The organism is Pseudomonas leptonychotis (genome assembly GCF_004920405.1).
Lineage (GTDB): Bacteria > Pseudomonadota > Gammaproteobacteria > Pseudomonadales > Pseudomonadaceae > Aquipseudomonas > Aquipseudomonas leptonychotis.
Genome location: NZ_RFLV01000004.1, coordinates 1 through 24524, shown reverse-complemented (window position 1 = coordinate 24524; position 24524 = coordinate 1). Strand labels below are relative to the sequence as shown.

The following is a 24524-nucleotide window of genomic DNA, read 5'->3' as shown; positions in this document are numbered from 1 at the left end:
CGGCTACGTAGCTCAGCTGGTTAGAGCATAGCATTCATAATGCTGGGGTCCGGGGTTCAAGTCCCTGCGTAGCCACCAAACAAAACAAGGGTTTACCGAAAGGTAAGCCCTTTTTTGTGCGCGTGAGTAACTACAATGTGACTACAACGCGCCCACAACGGGAATGGAAGCCAAATGAGATATCTGAAAGTAGTCTTGCTCGCTGTCATGTTATTCGCGGCAGGCCTCACTGCCTACGACAGACTCCCACTGCAGTACAAGCACACCATTTCTGACTGGTATAACCGGATTGGGGCGCCTCACTACGTCGAAGCGCCAGATCTCTATTCAGAACGAGACCAGGCATCAGTTATCAGCGACATGCAGGCACGCGGCCACAAGCTGAAGTGCTATGGCAACCTGGGTGATCGAGAGCGAATTGATAAGCATAACGACTATTTATGCTCCGCTCATATCAGTACCGCTTACAACAACATCCAAGCTCGGCTGGTCACTTTCTTCTTTGCTAAAGGAAAGCTAAACCACGTACGCATCGAGTTTGCGAGCAGCAGCTTTGATGACCTACAGGGTTACTTATCTACAAGCCTTGTCGCCTATCCACGTATGGATAAGAGCCCATGGGCAAGATTCGAGAAGGGACTGATGGTCTGGAGAGTAAAAGAGGGTGTACTGATGGCTTCGGCCGAGAAAGCCCACGGAAGCAACCCCATTATTTTATGGAGTAGCCGCACCAGCTTCCGAAGCAAACACCCTGGAAGGGAGTGCCCTACTCCGCCAGCAAACTCCCCATTGCTCAAATCGCTGATTGAAAGCGAGGACTACAAAGCCTGGTGCGCGCTTTGAAGCAATGCTGACAACCGTAGCGCTGATTCAAAGTGATCCGCCTGGGCTGCCAACCACACTGCTTAACCAGTGGCATTAGCACAAAGCTGGGTTATCTAGCGGCGCTTAACCTGTGTCTGCGTACCCAACAGCAAGCCCGCAAAGATCAGCACAGCGCCAAGCCAGTGATAACTCTGCAAGCCCTCCCCCAGCAGCAACCACCCCAGTACGGCGGTAAATACCGGCATCAGGTAGTTAGAGAGGGCTGCCCGCGACGCGCCCAATACTCGGATGGCATGGTTCCAAGCCAGATAGGCGAGCAATGAGGCGAATATCGCGGTGTAACTGATGGCGGCCACGTTCTCTGCCGTCAGGTTGAAGTGAGCGCCCTGGGCCAGCTCGTAAAGGTAGAACGGCAGAATCAGCGGCACGCCCAGCAGCATCAGCACACCAAGCAGGGCTAACGGTGGGATCGGCAGCAAATACGCAGCCCAGCGCCTGAGCAGTAGCGAATACAGCGCCCAGTCGGCCACCGCCAGCAGCATGATCAAATCGCCCTTGTTGAATGCCAGGCCACTGAGGCTGGTCCAGCTACCTTTGCTGATCAACACCAGCAGTCCGCCTGCGGCCACTGCCATGCCCCACCAGGCGCGACGCTGAGGCCATTCGCCGAGCAGCAGGCCCGCGCCAATAAAGGTCATCAGCGGCAGGCAGGTGTTAACCAAGGTGATATTAATTGCCGCCGTAGTTTGCGCGGCAGCGTATAGCAGGCTGTTGTAGCCGGCGATGCCAACGCCGGCGAGTGCCAACAGACGCCAGCCGGCAACACGCAGTGCAGCGCGATGCCGCCACAAAGGCTTGGCTACGAAGGGCAGCAGCAGAACCAGAGCCAGGCTCCAGCGCCAGAATGACAACGCAAACGGCGGAATTTCACCCGCAAACGCCCTGGCCACCAAGGCATTGCCGGACCAGCACAGCGTTGCCAGTAGCAGACCGGCCAACGCGACACGCACGGAAGACTGCATGCTTCAGCTCTGCCCGAGCGGGCGCAGGCGGTATTGCGGCGGCAATTGCTCCATACCATTAACGGCAACGTTGAGGTCCTTCCAGCGGCCGTCCTTGATGCCGTAGATACAGCCATGCACCGATAATGGCTGCCCACGATGCCAAGCGTTCTGCACGATGCTGGTGTGGCTGACGTTGGCCACTTGCTGAATCACGTTGAGTTCGCAGAGGCGGTCGACCTGCTCTTCTTCGCTGGGAAACTGCGCCAAGTGCTCGCGGTGCTCGTAGTAGAGATCACGAATGCTGCGCAACCAGCCGTCGATCAGGCCGAGCTGGCCATCCTGCATCGAGGCACGCACGCCGCCGCAGCCGTAATGGCCGGTGACCAGGATATGTTTGACCTTGAGCACATCGACCGCGTATTGGATCACCGACAGGCAATTGAGATCAGTGTGCAGCACCACGTTGGCGACATTGCGGTGCACAAACAGGTCACCCGGCAACAGACCAACAATCTCGTTGGCCGGCACCCGCGCATCGGAGCAACCGATCCACAGGTACTCTGGCACCTGCTGCTGGGCCAGCTTGGCGAAGAACTCGGGATCTTCTTCCTTGATCGCCTCGGCCCAGCGCGCGTTGTTGTCGAAGAGGTGTTGTAGATCGCTCATGCTTCGCTCCCAGGTTCGTCGATGCGCACCATAGGAGCGCTACGGGCTTTTGACAAGCACGCGCGGCTCTCGATCACAGCAGTCTGCTCAAGCCCGTCGGCGACGCAGCAACCAGATAATCAGCAGCAGGCCCGCCAACAGCACCAGGCTCACGCCCCACTGCAAGGGCCCCGCGTAGCGGTACAGCTCAGCCGGCTGCAGGCTAGGCGCACGCCGCATACGCTGCTCGGCGGCCGCGCCCTGGGTCGGAATATCGGCCAGACCGTCGCCGTCCAAGTCCGGCAGGCTGCGAATATGGTCGAGCAGCCCCTGCCACTCTTTATATTCCTGCACGCCGGGCTGCTGCGGATCGGCATCAATGATGGCGTCCTTGATCGCCGCCAGCGGCCGGCCCTCCGCATCCTTGGGCTGCACGTTGAGCAGGCCCTGGGTCAAGTCGCTGACCAGCCAAGTAAAGCTGCCCACGTAGCTGGTGGCGCCAATGCTGTAGAGGCGCGGGTCCGCCAGATCCAACGCGGTGTAGCCCTTGATTGGGTCGCCCAGCTCAATCCTGCTGACCCGATCAAACGGCACGCGCCAGGGGTTATAGGCAAAACGCAGGCCTGACACGCGCGGGTAATAGCTTTTGCTTTCACGCACCTGATAGGCCAGAAGCAGAACCTCGAGCAGGTTCTTCAACTCCTGCCCTGTGACATACACCTTGATCAACGGATAACCCGGCGCATCATCCAGCTCGCCAATGCCCAGCGGGGCGATGCGAAACAGATCGGACACGGCCTGTACGCCGTGCCGACCTTTGATCAGGTTGTCGCGGATGGTGCCATTGCCAGTGAACGACACATCGCTGCCCGTGGCCTGGCGTAGGGCATCGGTGACCAGGTTGCCGAGAATAGGATCGTCATACGCGCGGGTCAGGGTCTTGTCGACCTTGGCCAGCGGTTGGTCGAAGGTGTAACCCTTGGGCGCCAGCATCTGTGCGCTGACCACTTGTTTGAAGTCCTCGACCTGGGCGGTAATGGCGACGCTGCCGGCAATCTGGTCATTGATCGGATGCAGTTGGTAGTCGACAACCTGCGGTTTGCCATCCGCCGGCAGGCGCATACGCAGCTCGCCCAGGTGCTGAATCTCAGAGCCGGCCTGCATCACTGGCGTACGCCCGTTAACCAGCACAGGTTGCGCCAACGCCGTGTGCGAGTGGCCACCGACCACGATATCGATACCCGGCACCTGCTCGACCAGCTCGACCTCCTCACCGCGCCAGCTGCCGTCCTCCTGCTGCACCACGCCCATGTGCGAGAGCAGAATCACCACCTCGGCGCCCTCCTCGCGCAGCTTGGCAACCATGGCCTGGGCGGTCGCGACCGGATCGGAAAACACCGCCGGCTTGATCATCGGGCTGACCGCCACAGCGTTATTACCGAGCAAGCCGAACAAACCAAAGCGGATGCCGCCCTTGTCGATCAGCTTGTACGGCGCAATGCGCCCAGCCCGGTAGTGCGCCTGCAAGCTGTCGTCTTCTTTGCGCGCGGGATCGAAGCCGAGGTTGCTCGACAGCAGCGGCATCAGCGCAGCGCCCTTGATCTTGTGCACCGAGCTGATCATAGCGGCCAAGCCGGCCGGACGAAAATCGAATTCGTGGTTGCCCAGGGTCGCGGCGTCATAACCCAGCTCGGTCATCAGACGCAGCTCGCCACCGGTTTCGCGGGTCACGGTATGAAACAACGTACCCATGCTGAAATCGCCACCGTCGAGCAGCAGCACCGGTTGTTCGCCAGCAGCCGCGCGGCGCTGCTCCAGCAAGGTGGCCAAACGCGCAACACCGCCGACGGTGTCGTCATCGCCGGTGGTGGCCGGGGAATATTCGTTGTTCGGGCCAAAGCCGAGCAGACGTGATTGCCAGTCGTTGGTGTGCAGGATGGTAAAGCTGCGCTCGGCGCTGGAAGCCTGAGCGGCGGTAAATAGACAAGACACCGCGAGCAACGCAGCAGACAGGCGCATGACAGATCCTTAGGCAATGGGCCGAACACAACGGCCGCGCAGGGCAGCGACTCAGTATGCGACAAGCCCTGCGTCAGGTCAGCGGCGGATCACGCCGCACGCGGTAGCCAATCGTGTCAGCGCCTGGCGCGAGGGCACGATACGCTAAACCGCTCAACGCCATTCGCGGCTAAAGCCCCTCCCACAAAATCAAGACTTCAAGGGTGATGCGGCGCTAGTCGAACAGCGGGCACACCATCACCAAGGCATCTTCACGGCCACCAACGGCCGGGTAGTAATCACGACGCCTACCGACTTCGTTAAAGCCGTAGCGCTCGTACAGGCGATACGCTCCCTGATTGCTCGCCCGCACTTCTAGAAAACAGTCATTGGCACCCTGCTGCTGGGCCTGCTGCATCAAGTGTTCGAGCAGCTTCAGCCCCAGGCCGCGGCCCTGGCTTTCAGCTTTGACGGTGATATTGAGCAGGTGCGCTTCGTCCATGATGATCTGGATCACACCATGGCCGACCTGCTGCTCGCCTTCGAACATCACCCAGCAGTTGTAGGAGGTCAGGCTGTCGGTAAAGATGCCGCGTGTCCAGGGATGACTAAAAGCGGCGTATTCGATCTTCAACACCGTATCGATATCCGCCACAGTCATCGGGCGGAAGCTGATTGCATCACTCATTCAGGTTGACTCGGCAAGCAGTGGAAACCTCGACCCGCAGGCCGGGAAAGATGTATTCAATGGTTGGCCAACCAGCGCTGACGCACCCGGCGCATGGCCTGCCACAACTCGCGCTTACGCTCGGGCTCATCCATCAGCAACTCCAGGCCCGGCAAGGCCCAGGCAGCGCCCAGCCCTTCAACCTGCAGTTCGCGGTTATAGGCTTCGGCATCCGCCTCACCGGCAAAGCGAATCGCCGGCAAACCGACCAGCCACAGGCAGCTGCAGGGCTCCTGTTCTTCCAGCCGCGCGCCGACAAAACTTTGCACAAATTCCAGCGCCGCATCGGGCCCTTGGTCAATTTGCCCGCGCGCCAGCAGCGGCCAGCGCACCGGCTCGCCAATCAGTTGCGGGCTGTCGGGCAGGCCGGCGGCACGCAGCAAGTCTTTGAGGAGCAGGTAGGCAGGATCACGCCCTTGCAGTGGCTCACCGGTGGGCAACTCGACCAACACGGCGCAGGCGCCAGCGCGCAGCAGTTGCAGGGCAAAGCGCGGCGGTGCAACAGAAACCTTTGGCTCAACCACCTGCGCCTCAGTTTCAGCAACCTGGGAGATGCCCTGACGCGCCGCCACAGTGGGGCGTGGCACTTCAATTTTTGTCCGGGCAATCGGCGCTTCTACTGCCTGCGGCTGATATGCCGGCGCGGCCTCTGCCACTCGCTGCTCCACCACCTGTTCGGCTAGCGGGATCGGCACCTCGACTTCAGGCTCGACAAGCGTTCCCAGCAGTTCAGGGCGCGAGGGTGCAGCAAAGGGCAATTCCACACGCGGCAGCCAGCTGGCCACCTGCATGGCACTCAGGTAAGCACGGCGACGAAGCTCTGTAATCAAACGTCAGCCGCCTGTGGATGCGCTTTTTGCCCCGCCTGCATGAGGTTCAGCGCATTGATATAGGCCTTGGCTGAGGCCACCAGAATGTCGGTATCGGCGCCGTTACCATTGACGATGCGCCCGCCCTTCTCCAGACGCACGGTGACTTCACCTTGCGAATCGGTGCCTTGGGTAATGGCATTGACCGAATACAGCTGCAGGCTGACCTCGGAACGGGCGATCGACTCAATGGCCTTGAAGGTGGCATCCACTGGGCCTGAACCATGAGCGCTGGCTTTATGCTCGGCGCCATCAACGCTGATCACCACCTGAGCCTGCGGCACTTCACCGGTCTTGCTCGCTACGTCCAGAGTCACCAGCTTGAAGTGCTCCGGCGCTTCTTCGCTAAGGGTGTCGGAGACCAGGGCTTGCAGGTCTTCGTCAAAAATCTCGTGCTTCTTATCGGCCAGATCCTTGAAACGGGCAAAGGCGGCGTTCAGCTCGCTTTCACCGGCCAACACAATCCCCAGCTCATCCAGGCGCGAGCGGAAGGCGTTACGCCCGCTCAACTTACCCAACGACAGCTTGTTGGTGTGCCAGCCCACGGACTGAGCGGACATGATCTCGTAGGTTTCGCGGTGCTTGAGCACGCCATCCTGGTGAATGCCCGACTCGTGGGCGAAGGCGTTGGCGCCGACAATGGCCTTGTTCGGCTGCACCGGAAAACCGGTGATGCCGGAAACCATGCGTGAGGTGCTGAGGATATGCGGCGTATCGATGCGCGTGTGCACGCCCAGCAGGTCAGCACGGGTTTTGATCGCCATGACGATCTCTTCCAGCGCGGCGTTGCCGGCACGCTCACCGAGGCCGTTGATGGTGCACTCCACTTGCCGCGCACCCGCCACAACCGCGGCCAAGGAATTGGCTACGGCCAGACCCAGGTCGTTGTGGCAATGCACCGAGAACACCGCTTTATCGGCGTTGGGCACGCGGTTAAGCAGTTGGCGAATGGTTTCTGCGTACTCATGCGGAATCGCATAGCCAACCGTGTCGGGAATATTGATGGTGCGCGCGCCAGCATCGATCGCGGCTTCGACGATACGGCAGAGAAAATCCAGCTCCGAACGCCCGGCGTCTTCACAGGAAAATTCGACATCGCTGCACAGATTGCGTGCGCGCTTAATCGCATGCACAGCCTGCTCAACCACCTGATCCGGCTGCATGCGTAACTTGTACTGCATGTGAATCGGGCTGGTGGCGATAAAGGTATGGATACGCCCGGAGTTGGCGCCCTTAAGCGCTTCGGCGGCGCGGTCGATATCCGCGTCCAGGGCACGCGACAGGCTGCACACCGTGCTGTCCTTGATGCTGTCAGCAATCGCCTTGACCGCGGCGAAATCGCCCGGGCTGGCGATGGCAAAACCCGCCTCGATCACATCGACGCGCAAGCGCTCCAGGGCCTTGGCGATGCGCAGCTTTTCCTCACCGGTCATGGACGCGCCCGGGCTCTGCTCGCCGTCGCGCAGGGTGGTATCGAAAATAATGACGCGATCGCTGCTGCTCATGCTGGTTTCCTCACGGAGTCGCCGTAGCACGCACCCGACGTCGGGGCGCGTGTCGATAGGGGTTGATTGTCGCGTGAAATGCCGCAGGCGGGAAGCGCGGCGCACACCAACGCCCCATCGCGGCTAAAGCCCCTCCCACGGCTTGATCGCACAAGCCTGCACGTAGGATGGATGTCGCTCTTTACATCCACCAACAACAAGCGACGGTGGATTTGCACCAGAAAGCAAAACGCCCACCAAAATGGTGGGCGTTTTCAGGCTAATCGATCGAGCTAACGCTAGCCGATCAGAGCGCTTGATCCCAAGGACGATCGCCATCCTTGTCCTTGATCCGGGTCGGTAGGCCCATCACGTCGAGCAACTTGAGGAACGGCGCAGCCGGCAGCTCTTCAACGTTGGCCATACGTGACACATCCCACTCACCACGCGCCACCAGCAGCGCAGCGGCTACAGGCGGCACGCCAGCGGTGTAGGAAATGCCCTGACTGTCGGTCTCAACATAGGCGTCTTTATGGTCGGCCACGTTGTAGATAAACAGCTCGGCCGGCTTGCCATCTTTAGTACCTTTGACCAGGTCACCAATGCAGGTCTTGCCGCTGTAACCCGGCGCCAGCGACGACGGGTCAGGCAGCACAGCCTTGACCACTTTCAACGGCACCACTTCGAGGCCTTCAGCGGTTTTCACCGGCTGCTCGGAAAGCAGGCCTAGGCTGTTGAGCACGGTGAACACGTTGATGTAGTGCTCACCGAAGCTCATCCAGAAGCGCACGTTAGGTACGTTCAAGTGCTTGGACAGGGAATGCACTTCGTCATGCCCGGTCAGGTAGAGATTCTGTTCACCGACTACCGGCAGATCGTCGGTACGTTTGACTTCAAACATGCTGTTGCTGGTCCACTGGCTGTTCTGCCAGCTCCAGACTTGACCGGTAAATTCACGGAAATTGATTTCCGGGTCGAAATTGGTGGCGAAGTACTTGCCGTGGGAACCGGCGTTGACGTCGAGGATATCGATCGACTCGATCGTGTCGAAGTACTGCTGCTGCGCAAGCGCGGCATAGGCGTTAACCACACCTGGGTCGAAACCGACACCGAGGATGGCAGTGATGCCCTTGTCCTGGCATTCGGCCAGGTGCTTCCACTCATAGTTACCGTACCAAGGTGGCGTTTCGCAGACCTTGCCCGGTTCTTCGTGAATGGCGGTATCAAGATAGGCCACACCCGTATCAATGCAGGCGCGCAGCACCGACATGTTAAGGAAGGAGGAACCCACGTTGATGACGATCTGCGATTCAGTTTCGCGGATCAGTGCCTTAGTTGCTTCTATATCCAGCGCATTGAGGGCATAGGCCTGGATTTCAGCCGGCTGCTTCAAGCTGCCTTTGGCCTTTACGCTGTCGATGATGGCCTGGCATTTGGAGATGTTGCGCGACGCGATAGCAATACGACCGAGTTCGTCGTTGTGCTGCGCGCACTTGTGGGCCACCACCTTGGCGACACCTCCTGCACCAATGATAAGAACGTTCTTTTTCAATTTCTTTATCTCTCCTTCAATTGTTAGCTCGTAGGGTGGATGACGCTTTTCTCATCCACCAGCGCGATCGCCGAAAGGTGGACGGAAAAAGCGCCGTCCACCCTACGGATCAGCTGAGGCTGGACAGGTAATCGTCAAAACCAAATTCGCGAACCACCTCAACACTACCGTCGAGTTGCTTCACCACGATGGACGGCATTTTCAGGCCGTTAAACCAGTTTTTCTTAACCATGGTGTAACCCGCAGCGTCGATAAACGACAGACGATCGCCGATGGCTAGCGGACGATCGAATTGGTACTCACCGAAGATATCGCCTGCCAAGCACGACTTGCCGCACACCATGTAGGTGTACTCGCCAGTGCAGGGCTCCATCTTGGCGTTGAGCCGGTAGATCAGCAGATCAAGCAGGTGCGCTTCGATCGAGCTGTCGACCACGGCCAAGTGCTTGCCGTTGTAGAGGGTGTCGAGGACCGTGACTTCCAGGGAAGAACTCAGGGTAATCGCCGCTTCGCCCGGCTCCAGATACACCTGCACGCCGAAACGCTCGGAGAAGGCCTTGAGCCGCGCGCAGAACTGATCCAGCGGATAGCCTTCGCCGGTGAAATGAATGCCGCCACCGAGGCTGACCCACTCAACCTGCTGCAGCAGATGGCCGAAACGCTCTTCGATGGTACTGAGCATCTGATCGAACAGCTCAAAGCTGCCGTTCTCACAGTTGTTGTGGAACATAAAGCCGGAGACTTTATCCATCACCGTGGCGATCTTTTCCGGGTCCCACTCGCCGAGGCGGCTGAATGGTCGCGCCGGATCGGCCAGCAGATAATCCGAGCTGCTCACCTGCGGGTTAACGCGCAGGCCGCGCACTTTGCCGGCAGAAGCTTCGGCAAAACGCTCAAGCTGGCCGATGGAGTTGAAGATGATCTTGTCGCAGTTAGCCAGCATCTCAGGGATTTCATCGTCAGCCCACGCCACGCTGTACGCATGGGTTTCACCGACGAACTTCTGCCGACCGAGCTTGAGCTCATACAGAGAAGACGAAGTGGTGCCGTCCATGTACTGCTGCATCAGGTCAAACACCGACCAGGTGGCAAAGCACTTGAGCGCAAGCAATGCCTTGGCCCCGGAGTGTTCGCGCACGTAGGCGATCTTTTCCAGGTTACCCAGCAGCTTTTGCTTGTCGATGAGGTAGTACGGCGTCTTGATCATCTGTATGCCTATACAAGGTCGGCCGGCAAGAAATCAGCTGCGCTGACCCCTCCCCAAAAAGTGGAGGCGAATTGTGCCGATAACAGCGGCATATCGAAAGAGCAACGGGGATATTTCGTCGACTGCACGACCGTTGGTGGCGCACAGCAGCAAACCAGCAGCCATTCAATATGACCGCCGGGAGAATGCAGCACGGGGGTTACAGCGCCATGACGGTTAGTTGATTGGCGTCGCGGTGAGATTGGCGCGGATGTCGGCGTTTTGCAGTTTGATCCCGAACATCGAGGTCACCGCACCGCCGGTGGGGTGTACGTGTTGAATCCGGTCGATATTCACCTCCTTGAAATGCACCCGTCCGTTCACCGCAAAACCAAGCGGGTCGGGAGTCACTGGCGTGCAACCCGAACCGGTTTTATTGCACACCTTGGTCGGTGCCACGTCGAGATTAAGGTCGACATTAAACCCGTAGGTGTTGGCATTGGGATTATTCGGGGTGCCGTCGGAGGTGTGGAAGTTGTCCACCACCAACTGACTACCTGTGCCATTCACCCCGTTGACCCGCCCGGTTTCAATGATGATCTGGTTGCGCTTCTCGTTCGTCGATACCGCGTTGGCCGGATTGCCGGAGCCATCACGCACGAACACGTTCTTCAACTTGACCGACAGCCCTTCATTGCCACGGTCTTCCCAGCGCCCGCCACTGGCGCTGCACGTCGCGGAAGAGCTGCCGCTGCCGCCGACACAAAGAGCGCCAGCCCCACCCGAGCTAATCGCCAGGGTTGAACCTTGCTCATAACGTTTGAGCACCAAGCGGCCGATGCTGCGGCCGGTCAGCCGATCGCCCCAACGCACGTTGCCTACATCCAGCTTCGACCAATAGGTGCCCTTACGCAGCTCGACACCGTTGTTGCTGATATCCAGCGAGCCCTCGCGATAGTGCATCTCATAACTGCTGCCGGACAGCCACAGGCCGCGACCATTTTCATCCACGGTGACCGCCGCATTGGCCTCAGTAATATAGAAGTCGGCGTTGTAACGCAGGCCATCGCCCACGGCACCACCGGCCTTGAGGGTAATTTGACCATTGAGGGTAAAGTCATAGGCGGGGAAGATTTCCATCAGCACCAGCAACTCGGTGCCGCCCTGCAGCGGTGCATTGGCGTCACCGACACGCAAGCCATCAAAGCTGTAACTGCCCACCACATTCTTCAGCCCCAGGCGCATGCCATCGAAATGACCGTTGTAGCCACCACTGTTTAGGTCGCTGTTGCTGCCGGCATAGCAACTGGTGCTAACCCCCGCCGCGCAGCTCTTGGTCAGATCGAAGGTGAACTGGCCAGTGCCGTGGGTACGCAGACCACTGAACCACATGCTGTTGCCGTTATCGGTGAGCGCCAGCGAGCTGTTGACCATATTCCAACTGAGATCGGCACTGATGCCCTTCTGCCCGGAGTTGGGGTCACCGCCCGGCCGCAGTTTCAACCAGTTCTGCCGCGCGCCCTGATCGAGGAAGTTCAGCTCCAGCGCCAGGCCGCCGAGTTTTTGATTGCTCGGGTTGCCCATGATCAGGCCGCCAAGGGTGGCGTTGAATTTGAGATCCTGAAAGGCAATTTTGGCGTAGCTGCCAGCGCCGTCCTGCTCTAAATCGAGGGTTAGGCCGGCGTTGCTGATTAGGCTGCCGGCGAAGTTCTCGGCGCGCAGCACGCCTTCGTCCTGATACTGGAACAGGCTGTTAGCGATGGTGATATTGGGCTTGATCCGCAACCCCTCGCCGCTGGCCCCGCCGCCGGCAATACTGATGCTGCCACCCAAGCGCAGGTCCATGTTCAGCTTGCCAAAGCTGCGCTGGGCATCAACGTCACGCAGGTCCGGGCTACCCGGGGTAACCGCCACACCCAGTGTCGGGTCGCCATGGGCCAGATCGAGGCCGATACCGGCAATCGAGCCAACAAAGCGCGAAGTGCCCAGGTCCAGTTTGATTTCTTGGCCGTTGCCGCCGCTGACGATATCCAGGTAAGCGTTGTTCAGGTAGGTATCGAACGACAGGCCTTTGACGATCAGATCAAAGCCATTGTCGCGGTAATAGAAAGTCGCCGCGCTCAGCGACAGCTGGCTGTCATCCACACTGAAACCGCTAACGCCACTGGCCCCGCCGCCACTCAGTTTGAGTGTGGCGCCCAGGGTGAAAAAGGCGCGAAAGGAACCGAAGCTTTTGCTGCTACCGGCCAGTTCGATGTTATCGATGCTCAGCACCTGGGCACTGCCGCTGTGCTGCACCTGCAATTGATCGCCGACCACATCCAGCGTGGTGGTCGAGCTGCTGCCAGCCGTTTGCGCTTTACCACTGACGCCCTTGAGGCTGAGGGTCTGACCATCCTGAATGTAATTAACACTGCCGGCCGACCAGCCGCCGCCAGTGGTTTGCAGACTAATACCATCGCGTCCACTGACGGCGGACAACGCCTGATCATCCAGCGCCTGCATGGCCTGCGCCAGGGGAGTCACTAAGGGGCAGAAGAGCGCGAGCAATAACAGCGAATAACGGGGCATGGCTCAACACTCCTCAATTCTGTGGGAAGACCAGCACGTTGCCCTGCATGCGGATGGTGCCGTCGATCTTCGCCGAGAAGATATTGGTCTGCTGGTACGACGGATTACCGCCATTGGCCACACTCAGCGATTTGTTCTGCCAGCCGCCTTGGTTGGCAACACCAAAGGCGAAACTGCCGTCCTTGAACTTCACCTCGTTGGGCAAACCGAACTCCAGCACATCCTGATTGAAGGCCGCACCATCCCCGCCAAAACCGCTGTTGATGGTGCGGGTGCGCAGCGTCAGCCCTTCAAAACTGAACACACCCTTGAGGTTGTCCAGTACATACCAGCCACCATCGGCCTCAGAGCGAATCGCTACGCGCATACCGCAATTTTCCGGCGTAGTGGCTCCCGCATTGGCGCAGCTGCGCTGGGTGGCCGTCCAGGTACTGGGGTTGTTGCTGGCCGGTTTGCTCCAGAGCACACCGCCGTCCTTGTTGATGCTGAACTCACCCGACAGGTAAACCCCGCCTTGGCCATTCATGCCGCTCAAGGTGTCATCATCCAGCGCCTGCAGCTCGGCATAGGCCGGCAAGGCAAACAGCGCACCGAGGGCTAACCAAGTTTTAGAGATCACGGCTGGTCACCTTCAGGTAGTTGATGCTGAGCCCCTGGATGGCGTTGTAGCCAAAGTTGTAGCCCCCCGTAGAAAAGCTCCCGGTTCCGGCTTTGAGGTTATCAATCACGATATTGGTGCGTGGAGCGTTGGCATAGAAATCACTGGCAATCGCATTACGCGCCGCCAACGGGCGCGCACTGCCATTGGCGGCGCGGGTCACAGGATTGGGCAGCTCCAGCACAAACTGGCCGTTACTGCTGACATCAAACAACAACGGCTGGCTCTTGCCATAACCCAGAGAAATATTGGCGTAGGCATTGCTCAGCGTCAGGGTGCGAGCGGTCTGTTCCTGCGCGGTGGTGCAATTGGCCGTACCCGCTGCGCAGGACATCAGCTGCAGGCTCTTGGCGAAAATATTTACCCGTGCTTCACCCACCAACTGCCCCCGTGGATCGTCTCCCCACAACCGCAGGTAGCTGCCATCCATGACCAGTTCACTGAAGTCGAGATTGATGATGTCGGTGCGCCCGGCGGCCACCTGAAAATCGAAACGAATGCCCAGGTCGACTCGCTCGGATGCACGGCTGGAACAGTTGCTCCCGGCAGCCGCATAACCGCTGATACAGGCTTGCCCACCCGCGCCGGTTAATCGCTCGGGGAACTTGAATTCCAGCACGCTGATATTGCTCGGTGTGGTCTGCACCCATTGGCCGTCATCGCGCAGCGTGCGCAGGCTCTCGCCTTTGGCCAGGGTGATCTCAAACGGATGATCCAGCCGACCAATGTTCACCGGGTTCAGGTTCGCGCCTTTATTGCTACCGGTTGCCCCGAGGTAGAACTCCTTCACCGCAATCGGCACGTTCTGCCCCGAGGCATTATTAATGTCATTGATGGTGATCACCGCACCGGAGGCATCCATCAAGATCCCGTCCAGCACAAAACCAAATCCGGCACCTTGAACAGCGGACAGCTCCTGATCATCCAAGGCTTGCAGCTCTGCCTGGGCCGCAGCCGACAACAGCATCGCGCCTACCACACTCAGCCTGCGCATGATTAGCACCCCGCCGTAGCAGTGCCCAGACACGTGTCCTGGCGAGGAATACCGTTGAAGGCCTGGTCAAAATCGATATTGATCGGGGCCACCATGTTGCCGTTGGCATCACGGTATTTGGGCAGATTCATAAAGGCCCCTTTCAATGTATTGATCAGCGAATTGTTGTCCATGTCACGCCAGGCAACATCCTGGGTCTGCATGGAGATAAAGAAGCCCTTGGCGGCCCCTTCAATTGCGGCGGTTGCCGCCGAGTCACTCACTGCCATGTTACCCACGGGCAGAGACTGAAATTGCGATAACGAGAAACAGGTTTGGATACCAAGCAAAGCGCAGCCGTTAGATTTGATAATGGCCAGCGCGGCATCGGAGATCCCCGGCAAGCAGCCGCTGGTGCAATTTAGACCATCACCATTCTTAATCCCCGACATACCGGCACGAATGGGATCTGCGGCGCCATTGGGCGCCACTAGCTGGGCATCGGCTTCTAGTACGCTGGTGCGATAAATCCCCCCTAGGAACAACGCCAACCTCTGCCCAGCGTTAGCACTGTTATAAATCGCATCCGCAGTCCCTTTGATATGAACTGGAATGTTGCCGGTCAGGCTTTGAATATCCCCCGACAAAATACCCTTGGCCTCACCGAAGCCAATCCGCACACCCACCACCTTGTTGCCGGAATAAGCCAGTTCGAGAAAAGGATTGGCGATCTTGAACGGGTTGATGGTGTCGTCGGCATTGACCGTGCCCAATGCAAAATTATTAATCAACAGATCTGAAGAGCCCGCGATCTCACCCGGCCGAGTAACTGCGTCGTTGTATTGGCCAAGCTGCAGCTTCTTCATATTCAGCTGAGTCTCGACGTTCATGCCAAAATTGATCCGGGTGTAATCAATGCCCGCATTGCTATCCGTCGCCAGGTTAATAAACGCCTGCCCGGTCACCTCCGATAACTCGTTATCCGCCAACTCCACCATTTTGGCCTGAGCAGTCGCGCTGATTAATCCAGCACAGATCAACGCGAGCGCAGTGTTGGCAAAACCAAGGGTCGGACGCATGGCTGATTCCCTGTCGTTCTTATTTGAATGGCAGAGCCCAACGGACTCCACGCCTTGATTAACACTATAAAAAACCAGTCGCCTGAGCGTGCCGACCCATAGTCGAGAAAAACTCAGAACCGCGCCCCAGCACGAGCCAGGCGGCCACCACGCTGTTACCCATCACCACAACCTCGGTTACACGCGCCCAGGCATATCAGCAGACGATGACTGACACTCAAGCCTTGACCGTGGCTTGCAGTACAATCGGCGTTTTTTGCGAAAAGCTCGCGGAGCGGATGCCCCGATGATTGATCCCAAGCGCGTACTGCGCGCCCTTGCTGAACACTGGACGTTGCTTGAGCCGCTGTGTGAGCGCTTCGATGCCGGCACCTTGAGCCTGGTGGAGCTGCGCAACCAGCTCGCCGCGCAGTTGCCCGAAGGCACACCAACCGATGTGACGGCCCTGCTCGACCAATGGATCCGCCTGGATATCCTGGTGCCGGTGGCCAAGAGCCCTAATCGCTTTGAGCTGAATGCGCAGATTCACGACTTCCTCGCCTACCTGCGCCGCGAGCATCGCCTGGGCCTGTGCCTGGAGATCGAAGCCTACTTGCGTCACCTCGAACGCCTGGCTGGCTATATCAAGGATGCGTTTGAGGTACGCGACGCCAACGACCTGGCCCGCCAACTGCGCCTGCTGGATATGCGCGTACGCGATGTATTGAAGAAGCTGGCCAACGATGAGCAGGCGCTGGTTGCCGTGGCCGACCGAGCCAAAACCAGCGACCGACAGATCCCCCTGCGTCAACGTTACGCTGAAGTACTGGCGACCTGGGATGAGTACGTCGAACCGATGATCCAGCTGGTCGCCGCCGACGGCGCCTTCGAACAGGGCGTGTACCGCGTCGAACACGTATTGCTGCGTTTGCTTAGCGAACAGCAACGCCTCGGCCAACTGGTTGACGATGACCTGCTGTTGCGCACCCACGCGCGCATCCTGGAAATGCAGACCACCGCCCAGCTGACCCTGCGCCGTGCTCGCGAGCTGCTATTACCCCTACGCGAAGAGGCGCGCCGGCATAACGCCGTAACCCGCGGCGCAGCCCTGGCCCTGGCGGCAATCCGTAAAAAAGGCCTGGACGCCGTGCCGCAAGCCTCCCTGCCACTGTTCAGCCGCCCGCAAAGCACCTTTCTCGGCACCGCCTCGCAGGTCGAGGCTTATGTTTATGCCCTGGCCCGCTTCGAGCCTAAGCCCGCGCAATTTCCCAAAGCCCACACCACGCGCAAGGGCGAAGCCCCGCGCGCGCCACGCACCGCGCGCGAAATGCTCGAGCGTTGTGAACAAGCGCTGCCGCTGCCTGACCTGATGGTCTGGCTGCTGGAGCAGGAGCCCGAAGGCGCCACCGATGAATTGCTCTACTGGTTTTCACGCCTATCGCGCGACGCTCGCTTCCAGCGCGAACGCCTTGAGCGCCGCGACTATCTGACTGCCGAGCATCAGCTCAGCCTAAGTTCCTTTGCCTTGCTGAGCAGCCCCCATGCTTGAACCTTGCGTAGGGTGGACAACGCGCAGCTTGTCCACCACCTCCGACTGCCCGGTGGAAAACACGGTTTTCCACCCTACGACTGCCTGCGAGCATTGCGTATGAATATTGACCTGAAAGAACTGACCCAACTTGCTCCGATCTTCCGTGAGCTGTTCAAGGGTTACCACGTCAGCCGCCGCGACCCGGAGCTGTATGCTCAGCTGTCCAACCTGCAGGACCAGTACCGCGCGCTGTTCAAGGCCCTGGGCTATGAGCTGACCTGCGACAGCCGCGGCTTCTACTACTTCGTCCCTGAGCAAATGGGCGCGCAGGTCAACAAGACCGCCCAGCGTCTGGCACTGTTCACCTTTATTCTGGTGGAGCATCTGGCCGACCAAGGCCGCGACCCGCTGGCCGTACTCGATGGCGGCAGCCTCGGCCGTGACGAGCTGCCGGCGCTGCTGGAAAAATACCGCGATCTGTTCCTCCAAGCCGAAGTCACCAGCGTTGAGGAGCTGGAGGAGAAAGTCATGCGCCGCCTCAGCCAACTGGGCTTTGCCAGCGAGGACAACGGCATCTACCGCTTCCTCGCCCCCATGCACCGTTTCCTCGATGTGTGCCTGTCGGTGCAACAGGATCGCGACCTCGCTGCGACCCTGCACAGCAGCCTGCCGCTACCGACCCCAGTGCTACTGGACGATGAACAAGAAGACGAAATAATCAGCCTCGCCGAAGCTGACATGGACGAATCCGAAGAAGATGCCCTGGCCCGCGCCATGGCTGAAGAACGCGATGCTCAGGAGACCCTTGCATGAGCCAGGAACGCTACGGCATTCGCCGCTTCGCCCTACTGAACACCGCCGGCTACAGCCTTGGCCTGTTCCCCCTGGAAAATCCGCTGTCGGTGTATGGCGCCAACAACCTCGGTAAATCCGCCTCGATCAACGCTCTGCAATTTCCGATTCTGGCGCGCATGTCCGACATGAGCTTCGGCAAGTACAGCCTGGAGCAGTCGCGCAAGTTCTACTTCGCCAGCGACACCAGCTACATCCTGGTCGAAGTGGTCCTGCCTCACGGCCCGCATGTAATCGGCGTGGCCGGACGCGGCCCAGGTGGCGGTTTTGGCCACCAGTTCTTTGCCTACCAGGGCACCCTGGACCTGCAGCACTACCAGAAAAACGGCACCTGCCTGCGTCAGCGCGAACTGTTCAATAACCTGGAGCGCGAAGGCATCAAAGCCTACGAGCTCAAGCCGGAAGAGTTGCGCCGCCTACTGGTCGGCGGGCATACCTCCGTGCCGCTGGACCTGACCCTGATTCCGCTGCGCTCCACCAGCGAGCAGAGCCTGAAGACCTTCCGCGCCCTGTTTATTAACCTGCTGCACATGCGCGAGATCACTGCGGCCAAACTCAAGCAGCTGTTCCTTGATGCGTTTGAACACAGCCTGCGCTCGGGGAGCGTCGACTATATCGCCGCCACCGAAGAAGCCTTCCGCGACGTACGGCGCATGGAGCAGGATTACCAAGCACTGGTCACCGCCGGCCCACAAATCGAAGCCCTAGCGGCCGGCGTGGCCCAACGCGAACTGTTGCGCGGCAAACTGCACCGCATCTCGCCGCTACTCGATTCCTTGCTCGGCACCTGGCAAGACTATGCTGGCGCGCGCCGCGAAGAGCTGGTGATCCAGGCCGAGCATTACCAAGGCGAGCAGGACGGCCTGCAGCATGAACAGCGCGGCGGCACGGCCGAGCTGATGCGTATGGAGCGCCAGATCAGCGAAATTCAACGCTGGCTCGGCGAGCTTTCGGTCTTAAAGAATCGCTTTGCCCTGATTGAGGACGCACGCGTACTCGAAGCACAACTGCTCGCCGCCAAAGACGCCCACGACGAACTGGCCGGCGCCCTGGCACAGTCGCGGCAATTCTCCTCCGAAGATTTAGATGAGCGCCTGCGCGACCTGGAAAAACGCCTGAAATCGGTGAAGCAGCAGCTCGAACACGCCGACAACAACAGCTACTCACGCCTGCGCGAAGAATTTTCCCAGGCCGACGTCGATCGTCTGATGCGCCTGTTCAACGGCCAGCTGTTCAGCCTACCACTGGGTGAAAAAGGCATTCAGGTTGCTGAGGGCGATGCTTGGGTGAAATCCCTGGAAGCCATTCTCGATGGTTTCAAAGGCGAGCATTTTGAGGTGCCGGGCCTGTCCATCGACCTCTCGCATATCGAACCACCCGCCTTGCAAGCGCTGGCCGACCGCGCGGCCCTGCGTGATCAAAAAGACCGCCTCGACCGCGAATACAAACAACTGAAAACCCAGCAGGCCGTTGCCTCGGACCGTGCGGCGAGTAAGGCGCAAGCCGAGCAGCTGTATCAGGCCGTACTGGATGCACAGAAGGCCCTGGAAGACTTCCGCCGCAGCCAAACCCTGGCTGTCGAAGAAAACGGCAAACTGGAACAGCTGGCCCAGCTGGAAGCGGCCCAGGATGAACTCAAGCGCACCTCGGATGCTTTTACCGAACGCGTACAGCAGCTCTCCGCCAAGCTGCAACTGGTCGGCCGTCAACTCGCCGACCTGGAAGCCAAGGAGCGCACGCTGGAAGACGCCTTGCGTCGTCGCCAGTTACTGCCGGCGGACCTGCCCTTCGGAACACCGTTCACTGACCCCATTGACGACAGCCTGGATAACCTGCTGCCGCTGCTCAACGACTACCAAGACGCCTGGCAAGGCCTGCAACGCATCGACGGGCAGATCGAGGCGCTCTATGCGCAAGTGCGCCTGAAGGGCGTGGCCAAGTTCGACAGTGAAGATGATGTTGAGCGTCGCTTGCACTTGCTGGTCAACGCCTACGCCCACCGCCAGGACGAAGCCCTCACCCTGGCCAAAGCGCGCCGCGCCGCCGTTACCGACATCGCCCGTACCCTGCGCAATATCCGCAGTGACTACGACAACCTCGAACACCAGCTGGCGCTGTTCAACCGCGAAATCAACAAGCGCCAGGTCTCCAACCTGGAAAGCTTCCGCATCGTCCTGGCGCCGAACAAAGACGCGCTCAAGCACATCGACCAGATCATCCACAGCGCAGGCCAATACGAACAGGGCGAAACCCTCTCGGTGTTCGACCTGCAACAGAGCAGCGATCAAGACAGCAAGAACGAAGAGGCCAAGGACTATCTGTCGCGCCTGGTGGCGGCCAACCATAACCAGTTGGGTTTGAAGGATTTGTTCGAGTTGGCCTTTGAGATCACCAAGGTGCATGGCCAACCGGTGATCCACACCGACATCGATGGCGCAGCTTCCAACGGCACCACCATGACCATCAAGGCGCTGACCAACATGTACCTGTTGCTGCACCTGATGGACCGCGACCAGGCCGGTAAGGTGCGCTTGCCGTACTACCTGGACGAGGCGGCGGACATCGATGAGAAAAACCAGCAGGCGCTGATCGAAACCAGCCTGCAACTAGGCTTCGTGCCGATCCTAGCCTCGGTTAAACCGCAGGTCTCGGCCCACGTGGCCATCGACCTGGAAGGCGGCAGCGGGCCGAACGGCATCTATATCGACGAGGCGGATTGGAAATATATCCAACGTCGCGACAACGCCAAAGCCAGCAGCACAGCACTTGTGGCCGACAGCGAACCGGCGTGATACCCCCCCATAACTAACGAGGGCCTCTAATGCGGCCCTCGTTAGTTATGGCTTACTTGGCCAAAGGTATTTTCGGCGCCCAGCGCAACCACTCATCCTTGACCTCGTCATACAAGGCAAAGGTATGCCCTGGTTGCGCTGGCCCACCCATCTGCGGATTGTCCGGTGACGCGAAGGCGATACCGCCTTCCAGCAGAGCCTCCAACGACTCAGTGCGCACTTTCACCCCGCTGAACAAGCCCGCATCTACGCCAATCCCGCTGGCATTCCAGAAACGGCTACCGCTGCGCACCAACGGCGCATAGCGCGGCTCAATCAGAATATTGATCAGCACCCGATCAGACGTCGGCCCCAGCTCAAAATGGGTGACTTTACCGACCGGCACTTCACGGTAACTGACCACCACTCCCGGCTTGATCGAACCGCGTCGCGCAGCACTGAGCACCAAACGCAAACCTTGTTCGCGGGCATTTTGCGTAGGTGCCGATTCGGCCGCGACAAAATTAGTTTGCACGGCACCGGGCTTACTCGCCGGGCGCACCTCCAAGTACTGACCACTGACCAAGGTTTCCAGATTGGCCGCACGGGTCAGGCTGACCTCTGGCTTGACCACCCAAAATTGCGTGCCGACTCGGGCAATCTGCTGAGTTGCCTGAGTGACCCGTACATGCAGAATCACGGCCTGTAGGTCGTCAGTCAGCTCGATATTTTCGACCTTGCCAACATCCAGGCCCTTGTAGCGAATCGCCGTTCCTGGACTTAAACCATCACCACTGGGCACGCGTATAGTCAGCTCCACACCTTTTTGCAGGGCCACTTCCTGGTTGTCGTGGAGGGTAAAGCGCTCGACCCGCTTGTTTCCTTTGGGCGCACTAGGGTTGGGCGTTTCAAAGGCAATGCCGCCGGCTAACAGGGTCTGCAATGACTCACTTTTCACCTCGATACCCGACAAGCCTCCCTTGAGGGTAATACCGCTGGCATTCCAGAAGCGTGTACTGCTGTTCACCAGGTGAGCGTGCTCAGGGTCGATATGCACCCCAAAAGCCACCTGTTTGTCATCGCGCGATAACTGGAAGCTTTGCACTGAACCAACCTTGACCTGTTTGAACAGTATCGGGCTGCCCACTTCCAGAGAGCCGCGCGTGTCGCTGAACAACACCAGGTGCAAACCCGGCGCGGCAAGATCAAGTGGCGGGGCTTTGGCTTTAGCCACAAAATCACGTTGCGCCGCCTTACCCGCCTCGCCCGGTCGAATCGCGATGTAGTTGCCTTTAACCAGCGCCTCAAGACCGGTTATACCGGCCAGTGAGATCGAAGGTTTAACCACCCAAAAATCCGTGCCTTCGACCAGATAGTCTTCGGTACGCGGATCCAGCATCAGCTCCACGCGCGCACCGTTGAGGTCCTGATCAATCTTGAAGGTCTTCAAATGACCGACCTGAATTCCCTTGTACATCACCGGCGTGCGGCCCGGCTCCAATCCATCAAACTCATGCAGCTTAAGCGACACGCGAATGCCAGCCTGGGCGCTGTCAAAGTCTTCATACAGGCGAAATGGCAGACTGGGATTAGTCGGCGGGCTGTCAGTACGATGCTCTGGGGTGGCAAATGCGATCCCGCCTGCGACGATGCTGGCTAATGACTCGGTGCGCACCTTAACGCCCGAGAGCCCTGCGTCGATGGAGACACCACTGGCGTTCCAAAAGCGCGTATGTTTGCGTACTAAAGAGGCAAACTCAGGCTGAATGAACACCTTGACCTCAATTAGATTCTGTTCCTCCATCAGGGCATAACTTTTTACCCGCCCAACCTGAATTTGCTTATAGAACACCGGGCTGTCACGGTTGAGCGAACCCAAGCGCTCAGCCTTAAGGGTTAGATGCAAACCCGGCACGGTATCAGCCAGTGGTGGCGGCTCACTCAGAGCGGTGAATTTATCTGTAGGTTCGCCGTCGCCGGGGCTGGCAGTGATGTAATTACCTGAAACCAGGGTTTCCAACCCTGTGATGCCCGCCAACGAAACGCTCGGTTTAACCAACCAAAAGCGTGTATTGGTGCGCAAGTGCTGCTCAACTCGCTTGTCCATTTCCAGGGTGGCGCGCACTCCGCGTCGCTGACCGCTATCGTCCAATTCCAAAGCCGTTACCTTGCCGATGGGCATGCCTTTGAAAATCACCTCTGTTTTCCCCGGCTGAATACCGTCGCCATTCTCGAACATCACCTGGATCTCGATACCGGCTTCGTTGTAGGCACGCCAACCGAGCCAGCCGCCAATCAGCAGCGCAATCAGCGGCAACACCCAAATGGCCGACCAGTTTGAAGCAGGGCGGGCCTTGGCCAACGGCAAATCATTCATGGTGGTCATCTGAGTCCGTGTTGTCCCATATCAAGCGCGGGTCAAAGGTTAAAGCCGCCAACATGGTCAGCACCACTACGCTAGCAAATGCCATCGCACCATAACCGGGCACAATACTGGCCAAACTGCCGAAATTGACCACTGCGACCAGTATCGCAATGACAAAGATGTCCAGCATCGACCAGCGCCCTATCCATTCGATAAAGCGGTACATCAGCACTCGCTGGCGGGCTGACATCGGCTGATGGCGTTGCACCGAATACAGCAGCAAGGTAATACCGACCAACTTGAAAGTCGGCACCAGAATACTGGCGATAAAGACTACCGCGGCTATAGGCAGCATGCCGTAATTCACTAACTCAATAACACCCGACATGATGGTGTCAGACTGGCCCTTGCCCAACGAGTTGACGGTCATGATCGGCAGCACGTTAGCTGGGATATACAGCACTGCAGCTGTTAGCAGCAGTGCCCAGGTACGGGCCAGGCTGTTGGGTTGGCGCGCATGCAATTGTCCACCGCAACGTGTACAGAACTGCTTAGCGCTCTCAGCCTGAATGGGGTTGAGCTGGTGGCATTCATGACAAATCATCAGCCCCGCATCAATCGCCCTCATATTCATCCTCTCCTGACAAAGCTTCCCATATCTGATGCGGCGACATAGTCACCTCCAGCCAGACCTGAACCAACAACAATGCAATAAAACACAATAGCCCCAGACCAATGCTCAACTCGGCTAAATCAACCAGCTTCACGATGGCCACCAGAATGCCCATCAGGTAAACCTCAAGCATGCCCCACTCACGCATATGGTGATAAATGCGGTAAAGCAACAAACCATAACTGCGACCAATATCCAGGCGAATACTCAACAACACGGCAAATTGAATAAGCAGCTTGAGTAAAGGCACCGCCATGCTGCACAGAAACACCACCACAGCCACACTTTGCATACCGCTGTTATAAAGCCCAATTACGCCCGTCCAGACCGTATCCTTAGTCGCTTGCCCTAGCAGGTTGAGGTGCATGATCGGCAAAAAATTGGCGGGTATGTACAGCAATAACGCTGCGATTACCAAGGCCATACTGCGGCGTATAACCTGTGTTCGGTGCGTATACAGCTCATAGCCACAGCGCGGACACTCAACCCGCTGCCCAGCTGAGGCCGATGGTTTACGCAACAATAGATCGCACTCGTGGCAAGCTATCAATTGCTTAAGCTTTAGCCCGGAAAATGTCTTGGGAAGTGCCGCATCGCCCATGTAAAAAACTCTAATGAAAGCGCACCGAGGCATCATAGCCATGACCCGGCCCGCTGCCTATCAAAGGCTCGCCCGTGGGTGGTTTGTTTTTCGTCGCACAAAGTAAAACCCCCGACCAGTTTCCTGATCGGGGGTTTTGGTGTAGGTGCTTGACGATGACCTACTCTCACATGGGGAAACC

General features: G+C 58.7%; 19 protein-coding genes and 1 tRNA gene. 5 read left to right on the top strand and 15 right to left on the bottom strand.

Annotated elements, in window-relative coordinates:
- Nucleotide 1 precedes the first annotated feature (1 nt).
- Nucleotides 2-78 (top strand) — tRNA-Met (locus D8779_RS16800).
- A 96-nt stretch (nucleotides 79-174) separates the two neighbouring features.
- The gene (locus D8779_RS16795) at nucleotides 175-843 is read left to right on the top strand and encodes a hypothetical protein (RefSeq protein WP_136665629.1); all 669 of its coding nucleotides are present in this window, start codon (nucleotides 175-177) and stop codon (nucleotides 841-843) included.
- A gap of 95 nt (nucleotides 844-938) precedes the next feature.
- Here the strand turns inward: D8779_RS16795 and D8779_RS16790 are convergent, their stop codons facing one another.
- The 12 genes from D8779_RS16790 to D8779_RS16735 all read right to left on the bottom strand — a co-directional run bounded on the left by D8779_RS16790 (nucleotide 939) and on the right by D8779_RS16735 (nucleotide 15571).
- Nucleotides 939-1847 carry a DMT family transporter gene (locus D8779_RS16790; protein ID WP_136665628.1) on the bottom strand — a complete coding sequence of 303 codons (909 nt, stop codon included), beginning with the start codon at nucleotides 1845-1847 and terminating at the stop codon, nucleotides 939-941.
- A 3-nt stretch (nucleotides 1848-1850) separates the two neighbouring features.
- A complete protein-coding gene (gene can / locus D8779_RS16785) occupies nucleotides 1851-2495 on the bottom strand; it encodes a carbonate dehydratase (RefSeq protein ID WP_136665627.1) in 645 nt (214 codons plus the stop codon).
- A gap of 87 nt (nucleotides 2496-2582) precedes the next feature.
- Nucleotides 2583-4493: a bifunctional metallophosphatase/5'-nucleotidase gene (locus D8779_RS16780; protein ID WP_136665626.1), complete on the bottom strand. Its 1911-nt coding sequence runs from the start codon at nucleotides 4491-4493 to the stop codon at nucleotides 2583-2585.
- 214 nt (nucleotides 4494-4707) lie between these two features.
- Entirely contained in the window at nucleotides 4708-5160 is a 453-nt protein-coding gene (gene rimI, locus D8779_RS16775) for a ribosomal protein S18-alanine N-acetyltransferase (RefSeq protein WP_136665625.1), read from the bottom strand.
- A gap of 56 nt (nucleotides 5161-5216) precedes the next feature.
- A complete protein-coding gene (locus D8779_RS16770) occupies nucleotides 5217-6029 on the bottom strand; it encodes an energy transducer TonB (protein ID WP_136665624.1) in 813 nt (270 codons plus the stop codon).
- Nucleotides 6026-7573, bottom strand: a complete 1548-nt coding sequence (locus D8779_RS16765; RefSeq protein WP_136665623.1) for a 2-isopropylmalate synthase — start codon at nucleotides 7571-7573, stop codon at nucleotides 6026-6028. The genes D8779_RS16770 and D8779_RS16765 overlap by 4 nt, the downstream gene beginning before the upstream one ends.
- Before the next feature lie 286 nt (nucleotides 7574-7859).
- Nucleotides 7860-9104, bottom strand: a complete 1245-nt coding sequence (locus D8779_RS16760) for a saccharopine dehydrogenase family protein (RefSeq protein WP_136665622.1) — start codon at nucleotides 9102-9104, stop codon at nucleotides 7860-7862.
- A 109-nt stretch (nucleotides 9105-9213) separates the two neighbouring features.
- The gene (locus D8779_RS16755) at nucleotides 9214-10311 is read right to left on the bottom strand and encodes a carboxynorspermidine decarboxylase (protein WP_136665621.1); all 1098 of its coding nucleotides are present in this window, start codon (nucleotides 10309-10311) and stop codon (nucleotides 9214-9216) included.
- 216 nt (nucleotides 10312-10527) lie between these two features.
- Entirely contained in the window at nucleotides 10528-12861 is a 2334-nt protein-coding gene (locus tag D8779_RS16750) for a DUF6160 family protein (protein ID WP_136665620.1), read from the bottom strand.
- A gap of 13 nt (nucleotides 12862-12874) precedes the next feature.
- Nucleotides 12875-13480 (bottom strand): DUF6160 family protein, encoded by a 606-nt coding sequence (locus tag D8779_RS16745; RefSeq protein WP_338109875.1) that lies wholly within the window; start codon nucleotides 13478-13480, stop codon nucleotides 12875-12877.
- Nucleotides 13470-14513, bottom strand: coding sequence for a hypothetical protein (locus D8779_RS16740; protein ID WP_136665619.1), 1044 nt, complete (start codon nucleotides 14511-14513; stop codon nucleotides 13470-13472). The genes D8779_RS16745 and D8779_RS16740 overlap by 11 nt, the downstream gene beginning before the upstream one ends.
- Nucleotides 14514-14515: 2 nt before the next feature.
- A complete protein-coding gene (locus tag D8779_RS16735; protein ID WP_136665618.1) occupies nucleotides 14516-15571 on the bottom strand; it encodes a DUF6160 family protein in 1056 nt (351 codons plus the stop codon).
- A gap of 286 nt (nucleotides 15572-15857) precedes the next feature.
- Here D8779_RS16735 and mksB point away from each other — a divergent pair, with 286 nt between their 5' ends.
- From mksB to mksF, 3 genes are all read left to right on the top strand, one after another.
- Nucleotides 15858-17099, top strand: a complete 1242-nt coding sequence (gene mksB / locus D8779_RS16730) for an Mks condensin complex protein MksB (RefSeq protein ID WP_136665617.1) — start codon at nucleotides 15858-15860, stop codon at nucleotides 17097-17099.
- 99 nt (nucleotides 17100-17198) lie between these two features.
- Nucleotides 17199-17894: an Mks condensin complex protein MksE gene (gene mksE / locus D8779_RS16725; RefSeq protein ID WP_136665616.1), complete on the top strand. Its 696-nt coding sequence runs from the start codon at nucleotides 17199-17201 to the stop codon at nucleotides 17892-17894.
- Nucleotides 17891-20725 carry an Mks condensin complex protein MksF gene (gene mksF / locus D8779_RS16720; RefSeq protein ID WP_136665615.1) on the top strand — a complete coding sequence of 945 codons (2835 nt, stop codon included), beginning with the start codon at nucleotides 17891-17893 and terminating at the stop codon, nucleotides 20723-20725. Before mksE ends, mksF begins: the two co-directional genes overlap by 4 nt.
- 52 nt (nucleotides 20726-20777) lie before the next feature.
- On the opposite strand, the gene D8779_RS16715 is transcribed toward mksF, so the two are convergent.
- Genes D8779_RS16715 through D8779_RS16705 form a run of 3 tightly spaced genes read right to left on the bottom strand, consistent with a single transcriptional unit; the run spans nucleotide 20778 to nucleotide 24343 of the window.
- Nucleotides 20778-23081 carry a PqiB family protein gene (locus tag D8779_RS16715; protein ID WP_136665614.1) on the bottom strand — a complete coding sequence of 768 codons (2304 nt, stop codon included), beginning with the start codon at nucleotides 23079-23081 and terminating at the stop codon, nucleotides 20778-20780.
- The gene (locus D8779_RS16710) at nucleotides 23074-23697 is read right to left on the bottom strand and encodes a paraquat-inducible protein A (protein ID WP_136665613.1); all 624 of its coding nucleotides are present in this window, start codon (nucleotides 23695-23697) and stop codon (nucleotides 23074-23076) included. Before D8779_RS16710 ends, D8779_RS16715 begins: the two co-directional genes overlap by 8 nt.
- The gene (locus tag D8779_RS16705) at nucleotides 23684-24343 is read right to left on the bottom strand and encodes a paraquat-inducible protein A (RefSeq protein WP_136665612.1); all 660 of its coding nucleotides are present in this window, start codon (nucleotides 24341-24343) and stop codon (nucleotides 23684-23686) included. The genes D8779_RS16710 and D8779_RS16705 overlap by 14 nt, the downstream gene beginning before the upstream one ends.
- Between the last annotated feature and the right edge of the window lie 181 nt (nucleotides 24344-24524).

What these genes read in the sequence shown, in the direction of transcription:
- rimI (WP_136665625.1), bottom strand. Translation starts at nt 5,160, where the DNA reads ATGAGTGATGCAATCAGCTTCCGCCCGATGACTGTGGCGGATATCGAT.
- D8779_RS16795 (WP_136665629.1), top strand. Translation starts at nt 175, where the DNA reads ATGAGATATCTGAAAGTAGTCTTGCTCGCTGTCATGTTATTCGCGGCA.
- mksF (WP_136665615.1), top strand. Translation starts at nt 17,891, where the DNA reads ATGAGCCAGGAACGCTACGGCATTCGCCGCTTCGCCCTACTGAACACC.
- D8779_RS16735 (WP_136665618.1), bottom strand. Translation starts at nt 15,571, where the DNA reads ATGCGTCCGACCCTTGGTTTTGCCAACACTGCGCTCGCGTTGATCTGT.
- D8779_RS16705 (WP_136665612.1), bottom strand. Translation starts at nt 24,343, where the DNA reads ATGGGCGATGCGGCACTTCCCAAGACATTTTCCGGGCTAAAGCTTAAG.
- D8779_RS16755 (WP_136665621.1), bottom strand. Translation starts at nt 10,311, where the DNA reads ATGATCAAGACGCCGTACTACCTCATCGACAAGCAAAAGCTGCTGGGT.
- D8779_RS16765 (WP_136665623.1), bottom strand. Translation starts at nt 7,573, where the DNA reads ATGAGCAGCAGCGATCGCGTCATTATTTTCGATACCACCCTGCGCGAC.
- D8779_RS16750 (WP_136665620.1), bottom strand. Translation starts at nt 12,861, where the DNA reads ATGCCCCGTTATTCGCTGTTATTGCTCGCGCTCTTCTGCCCCTTAGTG.
- D8779_RS16740 (WP_136665619.1), bottom strand. Translation starts at nt 14,513, where the DNA reads ATGCGCAGGCTGAGTGTGGTAGGCGCGATGCTGTTGTCGGCTGCGGCC.
- mksE (WP_136665616.1), top strand. Translation starts at nt 17,199, where the DNA reads ATGAATATTGACCTGAAAGAACTGACCCAACTTGCTCCGATCTTCCGT.
- D8779_RS16780 (WP_136665626.1), bottom strand. Translation starts at nt 4,493, where the DNA reads ATGCGCCTGTCTGCTGCGTTGCTCGCGGTGTCTTGTCTATTTACCGCC.
- D8779_RS16715 (WP_136665614.1), bottom strand. Translation starts at nt 23,081, where the DNA reads ATGAATGATTTGCCGTTGGCCAAGGCCCGCCCTGCTTCAAACTGGTCG.
- mksB (WP_136665617.1), top strand. Translation starts at nt 15,858, where the DNA reads ATGATTGATCCCAAGCGCGTACTGCGCGCCCTTGCTGAACACTGGACG.
- can (WP_136665627.1), bottom strand. Translation starts at nt 2,495, where the DNA reads ATGAGCGATCTACAACACCTCTTCGACAACAACGCGCGCTGGGCCGAG.
- D8779_RS16710 (WP_136665613.1), bottom strand. Translation starts at nt 23,697, where the DNA reads ATGAGGGCGATTGATGCGGGGCTGATGATTTGTCATGAATGCCACCAG.
- D8779_RS16790 (WP_136665628.1), bottom strand. Translation starts at nt 1,847, where the DNA reads ATGCAGTCTTCCGTGCGTGTCGCGTTGGCCGGTCTGCTACTGGCAACG.